Below are 656 nucleotides of genomic sequence, written 5' to 3' on the forward strand. Positions count from 1 at the left end.
GAACTCAAGGCTGCTTTTTCGTTTACACCAACTCCGATTGTTTCCTTAACAGTTTGGAGAATTGAGAAAATCAGAGTTTGTGATGGTAGATAATATGGAATGGTTTAATGTTTTTGGGCTGATTTTTATTGCAGTCATTATGATACCCAATGTTGTATTTGCGATTAAGTGCAAAGATGGATTTGATAATAAGTGGAACAATAAATATGTTGAGGTCACAGAACAAGTAGGGAGATTGGGTTGTTTCGGATTCATGATAATCAATATTCAGGGAACTTGGTTCGGGTGGTGGTCTGACGAAGCATTTGTACTATATTTGATTGTAGATATCATATTGGTAATGCTTTATTGTGCTATTTGGATTATATGTTTTAAGAAAAACAGCGTTTTCAGAGCATTAGCACTTTCTATTATTCCTTCAATGTTGTTCTTATTTAGTGGGATTATGAGTAGGTCAGTGCTATTGATTATTGCATCAGTATTATTTGCACCAAGTCATATTGTGATTTCATATAAAAATGTAAAATGATATTTACAACTTCAAGTTGAACAAAATCGCTGCGCCACAGCCTTGGCAAGCCATCGCGCAGCGATTTTGTTCAACAAGAGAAAAAAGATAACTCTCTGCAGAAACCTGCTTGGATGCAAGAAATACA

Annotated in this window: 1 protein-coding gene; it reads left to right on the plus strand. The window is 35.1% G+C overall.

The window, feature by feature from the left end; translation table 11 throughout:
* The first annotated feature begins 82 nt into the window (after positions 1-82).
* Positions 83-529: a hypothetical protein gene (locus G5B11_RS18765; protein WP_173729339.1), complete on the plus strand. Its 447-nt coding sequence runs from the start codon at positions 83-85 to the stop codon at positions 527-529.
* The last annotated feature ends 127 nt before the right edge of the window (positions 530-656 follow it).

Origin of the sequence: Blautia glucerasea, assembly GCF_013304385.1 — a bacterium.
GTDB classification, from domain to species: domain Bacteria; phylum Bacillota; class Clostridia; order Lachnospirales; family Lachnospiraceae; genus Blautia_A; species Blautia_A ammoniilytica.

Coding starts and splice junctions, on each gene's coding strand:
- G5B11_RS18765 (WP_173729339.1), top strand. CDS start 83: ATGGTAGATAATATGGAATGGTTTAATGTTTTTGGGCTGATTTTTATT.